This window comes from Monashia sp. HAY1-2A, assembly GCF_056755315.1.
The window spans coordinates 1-8,217 of the sequence record NZ_JBNDHY010000181.1; the positions used below are offsets into that span (position 1 = coordinate 1).

Sequence of the window (8,217 nt, forward strand, 5' to 3'; positions counted from 1 at the left end):
TCCGTCGTCGGCAGCGTCAGATGTGTATAAGAGACAGGGGTTGAGGTGGTGCACGGCGGCGAGCGCCGCCGCCGGTTCGGTGCGCCCGGGTGCGTGCACACCGGCGGCATAGCCGAGGTAGGCCGAGCACCACGGCTCGTTGAGCGTCAGCCAGAGCGGGACCCGGTCGCCCAGGCGTTCGGCGACGAGGCCGGCGTACTCGGCGAAGCGGTAGGCGGTGTCGCGCTCCGGCCACCCGCCGGCATCCTCGAGGGTCTGCGGCAGGTCCCAGTGGTAGAGCGTCGGGATCGGTTGGATCCCCTTGTCCAGCAAGGCATCCACGAGCCGGGAGTAGAAGTCGAGCCCCTTCTCGTTCGCGGGGCCGCGTCCCGTCGGCTGGATCCGCGGCCACGCGACCGAGAAGCGGTAGGTGCCCAGGCCGAGGGCCGCCATGAGCTCGACGTCGTCGCGCCAGCGGTGGAAGTGGTCGTCGGCCACGTCGCCGGTGTCACCGCCCAGGGTGCGCCCCGGCGTGTGGCTGAAGGTGTCCCAGATCGAGGCACCGCGCCCGTCCTCGTGAACGCCTCCTTCGATCTGGTAGGCCGCCGTCGCGGCACCCCACCGGAACCCGGCCGGGAACCGCCGGGCGAGAACGGTCGCCGCGGAGCGGGGGTGGCCCACCAGCGTCATGACACCACCTCGACGTCGAGCCTCAGCTCGACGACGTCGCCCGTGGCCTCGGCCAGGACGCCGTCGACGGCATACGGCCGGTCGTCCGGCGCCGGGACCACCCGGCCCGCGAGCACGGCGGACGAGCCGCCCGCGCCGACGGCCAGGACCCGGAAGCCACCCGGGAGCTCCGGGCCGGAGAGACGCCGCACCGTGACCGCCTCACCCCTGCGCTCCACGGCGAAGACGGTGTCGGCCTCGCCGGCACGGCCGGGGACGGTCACCTCCCGCAGGCCGTCCGCGAGCTCGACGAGGGCCAGCGTGACGCCGTCAGCCCACGCGTACTCCGGTGTGTCGGTGCAGGCGCCGAGCGGGAGCACCGTGTCGGGGCGGACGAGCAGGGGCACCGAGTCGAACCCGTGCTGCTCGCGCACCCAGGCGGGACCGACGACGGTGCGTCCGTCGAGCAGGCCCGTCCAGCGCCCCGCGGGCACGTAGTAGTCGACGACCCCCTCGTGCGTGAGGACCGGGGCGACGAGCAGCGAGTCGCCGAGGGTGTACTGGCGGTCGAGGTGTGCCACGGCCGGGTCGTCCGGGAACTCGAGGAGCAGCGGGCGCATGATGCCCACCCCCTCGCTCGTCACCTCGCGGGCAACCCTCGCGAGGTAGGGCATGAGGGCGAGCTTGAGCCGGGTGAACCGACGCGTCACCTCGACGGCCTCCTCGTCGAAGGCCCAGGGCACCCGGTAGGAGTCCGACCCGTGCAGGCGGCTGTGGCTCGAGAGCAGCCCGAAGGCGAGCCACCGCTTGAAGACCGCAGGGTCGGGGGTGCCCTCGAAGCCGCCGATGTCGTGGGACCAGTAGCCGAACCCCGAGTAGGCCAGCGACAGCCCACCCCGCAGCGACTCGGCCATCGACGGGAAGGTCGAGTCGCAGTCGCCGCCCCAGTGGACGGGGAACTGCTGACCACCCGCCGTCGCGGAGCGCGCGAAGAGCACCGCCTCTCCCTCACCCTTGGTGCGCCGGAGCAGGTCGAAGACGACCCGGTTGTACACGTGCGTGTAGTAGTTGTGCATCCGCTCCGGGTCCGAGCCGTCGTGCCAGACGACGTCGGTCGGGATCCGCTCGCCGAAGTCCGTCTTGAACGCGTCGACGCCCAGGTCGAGCAGCTTGTGCAGCTCACCGGTGAACCAGTCCACGGCGGCCGGGTTGGTCAGGTCGACGAGGCCCATCCCGGCCTGCCACTTGTCCCACTGCCACACGCTGCCGTCGGGTCGGCGCACGAGGTAGCCCTTCTCCATACCCTCGTCGAACAGGTGCGACCGCTGAGCGATGTACGGGTTGATCCAGAGGCACACCCGCAGGCCCTTGGCCTTGAGCCGCCGCAGCATCCCGGCGGGGTCAGGGAACGTGGCCGGGTCCCAGACGAAGTCGCACCAGTGGAACTCGCGCATCCAGAAGCAGTCGAAGTGGAACACCGAGAGGGGCAGCCCCCGCTCGGCCATGCCGTCGACGAAGGACATCACCGTGGCCTCGTCGTAGCTGGTCGTGAACGACGTCGACAGCCAGAGGCCGTAGGACCAGGCCGGCACCTGTGGCGCGCGACCGGTGAGGGCCGTGTACCTCGCGAGGATCTCCTTGGGCGAGGGCCCGTGGATGACGTAGTACTCGAGGTGCTCCCCGGCGACCGAGAACTGCGTGGCCGACACCGCCTCGGACGCGACCTCGAACGACACCTCCTCCGGATGCCGCACGAAGACGCCGTAGCCGGCGTTCGTCAGGTAGAACGGCACGTTCTTGTAGGCCTGCTCGCTGCTCGTGCCGCCGTCGGCGTTCCAGATGTCGACGGTCTGCCCGTTCTTGACGAGCGGCCCGAAACGCTCGCCGAGCCCGTAGACGAGGTCGCCGACGCCGAGGGCCAGCTGGTCGACGGCGAAGACGTCGTCGTCCTCGAAGAGGGCGACGCCGGTGCCGCGCGGCATCGACCCGGTGAGGCGGCGTCCGTCGGCGAGGAAGCTCACCGCGTACCCGGGTCCCTTCGCGACGTGCACGCTGAGGCCACCCGCCGTCAGGGTCCCGCCCTCGTCGTCGACGGTCACGGACACCGGCGCCTCGTCGACGCCGTCGACCGCGAACTGCGGGTGCAGCGGGCCCGCCCCCAGGTGCCGCGACAGCCGGACCCGGATGACGTCGGGCATGGGTGAGCTGAACTCGACCGTGAGCAAGGGCCGGTTGAGCGTGTCGCCGCGGGCGTGGATCCGCGCCGTGGGGGCGTAGGCCGTGAGCGTCCGGCCGTCGGGTCCGACGACGAGGTCGCGGACCTCCGCCGGCCGCAGCAGCGTGACGCCGGGTCGGGACTGCCAGTAGCCGTCAGTGAACTTCATGGGAGGTCCGTGCTCGCTTTCGTCGGACGGGGTGCGCCGCTTCTCGGCTCGCGTGCGGGCTCACTTCTCGGCGCCCGCCATGACACCGCGCGTCAGGGTGCGCTGGAAGAGGAGGAAGAAGATGACGCAGGGGATGAGGGAGATGAGAGCGCCGGCGTTCGTCGTGGGGGCGTCCATGATGCGGTCGCCCTGCAGCGTCGCCAGCGCGACGGGAACGGTCTGGGTCGAGTTGGAGATGAGCATGACCAGGGGGATGAAGAACTCGTTCCACGTCCAGATGAAGAAGAAGATGACGAGCACCGTGAGCGTCGGGCGCGTGATGGGGAAGACGACGCGCCACAGGGTCTGCCACCGGCTCGCGCCGTCGAGGGCCGCGGCCTCGAGCACCGACCGCGGGAAGGTGCCGAGGACCGAGGCGAGCAGGTAGGTGCCGAAGGCGCTCTGGATGACGGTGAAGATGATGATCACCGACAGCTGGGTGTTGTAGAGGCCGACCTGCTTGGCGAAGAAGTAGAGCGGGTAGACCAGGGCCTCCTGCGGCAGCATGTTGGCGAGCAGGAAAAGCCCGACGATCCACAGCCGTCCCCTCACCCGGCCGATGCCGAGCGCGAACGCGTTGAGGAGCGACACGACCGTCGCCGCCACCGCGACGGTGCCGGAGATGACGACCGAGTTGAGCAGCTTCTGCGGGTAGTCCACCTGCTCCCAGTACGTCGTCAGGCCCTTCGTGTAGATCTCGGTCGGCAGGCTCAGCGGACCGTTGGTGCTGTAGTCCGACGGCGACTTGAACGCGTTGAGCAGCATGAGCAGGAACGGCGCGATGACGGCGAGCGCGCACACGGTGACGAGGGCGAGGACGAGCCAGCGGCCCGGGCCTCGGCGCAGCCGGCTGGTGGTCGGCGGTGCCGCTGCCGGGAGCCCGCCGGCTGCGGGGCCGGCGGTCCCGGGGGCCCTGGGGCTGGTGGTCGTGTCGGTCACGATGGCGCTCATCGCCCATCCCTTCGCTCGGCGCGGGCCTGCAGGCCCATGAAGACCGCCGCGACGGCCACGATGATGAGGGTGAGCACCGTGGCGATGGCGGCCCCGTAGCCGACGTCGAGCTTCTTGAAGAACGTGGTGTAGGCGAAGTAGGAGGGCACCGTGGTGCTGTTCTCCGGTCCCCCGCGGGTCAGGGCGAAGATCGGCGCGAAGACCTTGAGTGCGGCGATCGTGCAGGTCAGCGTGACGACGTAGGTCTCGGGGCGGATCTGCGGGATGGTGATGGCCCGGAGCCGGTCCCACCACCCGGCGCCGTCCAGCTCGGCCGCCTCGTAGAGCTCGGGGTCGACCCGGCCGAGCGCCGCCATGAAGATGACGACCGGGTAGCCGATCTGCACCCAGACGAGCACGAGCATGACGGCCGGCAGGGCCGATGCCGGCTCGCCGAGCCAGTCCTGGGCCAGCGAGCCGAGCCCGACCGCCTCGAGGAGGCCGTTGAGGGCGCCGTCGGGTCGCAGCACCCAGCCCCACACGATGCCGGCCACGACGACGGGCAGGATCTGGGGCAGGTAGAAGGTCGCGCGCAGGACCGACACGACGCCGGCTCCGAAACGTCGGCCGAGGTAGTCGAACAGCACGGCCGCCAGCACGAGGCCGATGACGGTCGGCAGCACGACCATCGCGACGATCATCGCCAGCGAGTTGCGGAACGACGTCCAGAACACGTCGTCGCCGAAAAGCCGTGCGTACTGGTGGAACCCGGCGAAGCGTGGCTTGCCCACGCCGGACCAGCGGGTCAGCGACAGGTAGATGTTGTAGAAGAAGGGGATCCCGATGACGGCGGTGAACAGGACCGCTCCCGGGACGAAGTACGTCCAGTAGGACGCCTCCCGGCGTCGTCTCCTCGGGAGCCGGTCGGTCGGGACCGACGCGTCGTCGGCGTGGCTGAGCGTGGCGCTCGACATGATTCCTCCGTTCGGGGTGGGGCGGCGGGCCGCCCCACCCCGCGTGGCGGGTTCCCGGCTACTTGGCCTGGATCTCCTTGATGCCGTCGGCGTACGGCTTGGCGAGCTCGTCGAGGACCTCGCTCGGCTGCGCGGACTGGTTGATGAGCCCCTGGAGCTTGGCCACGAGCACGTCGTAGTAGCCCGGGACCGGCCAGTCGGGGTAGAAGGCGAGACCGTCCTGGTCGAGCAGGGTCGCGAAGTCCTCCGTCATCTTGCGGGTGCGCTCGTCGGTGATCTTCGACGGGTCCCCCGCCACCGGCAGGCCACCCTTCTGGCCGAGCAGGTCCTGGACCTCGGGGCGGAGCGTGATGTCGATGAAGTCGTAGGCGAGGGACTTCGCCTTGGAGTTCTCCGGCACGACCCAGAGGTTGCCCGAGGAGCCGGCGTCGAGCTTGTTGCCCGGGAAGAGCATCGTGCCCCAGTCGAACCCCTTGATCTCGTCGGCGAACCGGCCGAACCACCAGGAGCCCGAGACGATCATCGGCGTCTTGCCGGCGATGAAGGCCGTGCCCATGTCCTCGGCCTTGGCGCTGGCCGTGTTCCTGGCGATGTAGCCCTTCTTGACCCAGGCGTCGAAGGTGTCGGCGCCGTACTTCAGCGGGTCGGCGTGGAAGTCGACGGGTCCCTTGTACAGCTGGTAGTCGTCGACGAAGCTCCGGTCGGCCTTCGAGAGGGCGAGCTGGTAGTAGAGCTGGCCCGCGGGGTACTCGGCGCCGGCCATGCCGAGGCCGGCGATCCCCTTGGCCTTGAAGGCTGCCAGCGCGGACTCGAGGTCCGCGAAGGTCGTGGGCAGCTTGACGCCGTTCTTCGTGAAGAGGTCCTTGTTGAAGTAGACCATGACGTACTCGCCGTAGTTCGGCACGCCGTACCAGGCGTTGCCGCCCATGACGCCCTTCTCGTCGTACTTGGCCGTGGTCTGCAGGCTCGGGCTCAGCTTCTTGTCCCAGCCGCGCTTCTGCGCCTCGGCAGTCAGGTCGGTGAGCAGACCCTGGGAGGCGAGCAGGCCGGCGGTGGCGTTGCCCTTGTTGTACTCCATGATGTCGGGACCGGCTTCGGAGTTGAGGATCATGCCGGCGTTCTGCTGGATCTGCTCGAACGCCTTGCGCTCGAACTCGACCTTCACACCGGGGTGCTCCTTCTTGAAGATCTCGATGGCCTTGTCCCAGGCCACACCCATGGCGCCGTTCGCGCTCTCGTAGTGCCACAGGCGCAGGGTCGTGGCCGCCGTGTCGTCGGCACCCGCTCCCGGCGACTCGCCGCCGCTGCAGGCGCCGAGGGCGAGGGCCGCTGCGGCCACGGCGGCCAGAGCTGCGCGGTGAAGGGGAAACCTCATTGTCGCTCCTTGGTCAGGTACAGTGTCGAAGCGCTTCGACTGTGCCAGTCGAGAGCCCGCTCAGTCAATAGTTTGAGGAAAAAACAAATTGTCGCGAGACACGGCCACCGGGCCGCGGACGGATGAGTCGGAGGTGGCGTTGAACGGCCGGACCCTCGCCTATGGTGATCGCATGCCCACCATCGCCGACGTCGCCCGCGAGGCCGGGGTGGCGCCGAGCACCGTCTCCTACGTGCTCAGCGGCAAGCGCGCCATCTCTGCCGAGACGCGCGCCCGCGTCGAGGCCGGTATCGCGCGACTCGGCTACCGGCCCAATGCCGGCGCCCGGGCCCTGGCGAGCGCGAGCACGAACATCGTCGCGGTCGCGGCACCACTGCGGACCGACATCAACGTGCCGGTGATCATGCAGTTCGTCGCGGCCATCGCCCTGGAGTGCCGGGTCCGCGACTACGACGTGCTGCTCGTCATCAAGGACGAGGGCCCCGAGTCGCTGGACCGGATCGTGCAGGGCTCGATGGCGGACGCGCTCATCGTCATGGACGTCGAGGCCCACGAGCCACGGCTCGCGACCCTGCACGACGCCGGTTTCCCCGTCGTCCTCATCGGGGTGCCCGAGACGCCCGGCGACTTCACCTGCGTCGACCTCGACTTCGCCGCGGCGGCCCGGTCGTGCGTCGAGCGGCTCGTGGGACTCGGCCACCGCGACATCGCCCTCCTGGGAGCGACCCCCACGGTCTACGAACGGGGAACGAGCTACGCGTTGCGCTTCCGGGCCGGCTTCGAGGCCGCTGCTGCGGAGGCGGGCGTGCGCGCCTCCGTGCACGCCCTCAGCGTGGGACACCACGAAGTGGAGGCCCAGGTCGACGCCCTGTTGCGTGAGGAGCCCGCGGTCACCGGCCTCGTCGTGCACAACGAGGCGTCGCTGCCGGCACTGATCACGACGCTCAGGGCGCGCGGCCGGGACGTCCCGGAGCACATGTCGATCGTCGCCCTGTGCCCCGACGACATCGCCGAGACGCAGTCCGTGCCGCTCGACGCGGTGTCCATCCCGGCCGCCGAGGTGGGTCGCCGAGCCGTCGAGCTCGCGCTGCGGCAGCTGGCCGGCCAGGCAGGTGGCCATGAGCTCCTCCCGCCGCACCTCGAGGTCCGCGGCAGCGCTGCGGAGCCGTACCGGGCGGTGGCCACCGGCGACTGACGCCTTCGACCCGGCGGCCCTGAACGCCACCGAACGCCACCGCGGGACGGCAGACCGCCGGGCGCGGGCGGCTGCCATGATGACCCGGTGCGCGCGATGGTCCTCGATGCTGTCCGAGCCCGGCCCGAGGTCCGGGAGGTCCCCGAGCCGACCGCGCCGGCGGCCGGCGTCGTCGTCAGGGTCGTGGCGACCGGCCTGTGCCGCAGCGACTGGCACGCCTGGGCCGGGCACGACGACATCGACTTCCCGCACGTGCCGGGTCACGAGCTCGCCGGCGTCGTCACCGAGGTCGGCCGCGGCGTCGAGCGCTGGGCGGTCGGCGACCGGGTGACCGTCCCGTTCGTGTGCGGCTGCGGCAGGTGCGAGTGGTGCCGTTCGGGGCAGGCCCAGGTGTGCCCTTTCCAGGAGCAGCCCGGCTTCACGCACTGGGGCTCGTTCGCCGAGTACGTCGCGCTCCACGCGGCCGACACCAACCTCGTGGGTATCCCCGGAAGCGTCGGCTTCGCGGCCGCCGCGAGCCTCGGTTGCCGTTTCGCCACGGCCTACCGGGCGCTCTCCGGCCGCGCGCGGCTCGCGGAGGGCGAGTGGGTCACGGTGGTCGGTTCGGGCGGCGTCGGGCTCAGCACGGTGATGATCTGTCTCTTATACACATCTGACGCTGCCGACGACGGA

7 protein-coding genes are annotated in these 8,217 nt (G+C 70.4%); 2 read left to right on the forward strand and 5 right to left on the reverse strand.

Going from position 1 to position 8,217, the window contains the following annotated elements; translation table 11 throughout:
• From ACPYOM_RS19370 to ACPYOM_RS19390, 5 genes are all read right to left on the reverse strand, one after another.
• On the reverse strand, positions 1 to 669 hold a 669-nt coding region (locus ACPYOM_RS19370), incomplete at its 3' end, for a family 1 glycosylhydrolase (RefSeq protein ID WP_481347206.1).
• Positions 666 to 3,032 (reverse strand): alpha-xylosidase, encoded by a 2,367-nt coding sequence (yicI, locus tag ACPYOM_RS19375; protein ID WP_481347207.1) that lies wholly within the window; start codon positions 3,030 to 3,032, stop codon positions 666 to 668. The genes ACPYOM_RS19370 and yicI, both read right to left, overlap by 4 nt.
• Before the next feature lie 60 nt (positions 3,033 to 3,092).
• A complete protein-coding gene (locus ACPYOM_RS19380) occupies positions 3,093 to 4,022 on the reverse strand; it encodes a carbohydrate ABC transporter permease (RefSeq protein WP_481347208.1) in 930 nt (309 codons plus the stop codon).
• Positions 4,019 to 4,975, reverse strand: coding sequence for a carbohydrate ABC transporter permease (locus ACPYOM_RS19385; RefSeq protein ID WP_481347209.1), 957 nt, complete (start codon positions 4,973 to 4,975; stop codon positions 4,019 to 4,021). Before ACPYOM_RS19385 ends, ACPYOM_RS19380 begins: the two co-directional genes overlap by 4 nt.
• Positions 4,976 to 5,033: 58 nt before the next feature.
• Positions 5,034 to 6,350 carry an ABC transporter substrate-binding protein gene (locus ACPYOM_RS19390; protein ID WP_481347210.1) on the reverse strand — a complete coding sequence of 439 codons (1,317 nt, stop codon included), beginning with the start codon at positions 6,348 to 6,350 and terminating at the stop codon, positions 5,034 to 5,036.
• A gap of 172 nt (positions 6,351 to 6,522) precedes the next feature.
• Between ACPYOM_RS19390 and ACPYOM_RS19395 the strand changes: the two genes are divergently transcribed.
• Together ACPYOM_RS19395 and ACPYOM_RS19400 are read left to right on the forward strand one after the other, a co-directional pair.
• Positions 6,523 to 7,545, forward strand: a complete 1,023-nt coding sequence (locus tag ACPYOM_RS19395; RefSeq protein WP_481347211.1) for a LacI family DNA-binding transcriptional regulator — start codon at positions 6,523 to 6,525, stop codon at positions 7,543 to 7,545.
• Positions 7,546 to 7,632: 87 nt separating this feature from the next.
• Positions 7,633 to 8,217: alcohol dehydrogenase catalytic domain-containing protein (locus ACPYOM_RS19400; RefSeq protein WP_481347212.1), on the forward strand; the 585-nt coding region annotated here is incomplete at its 3' end.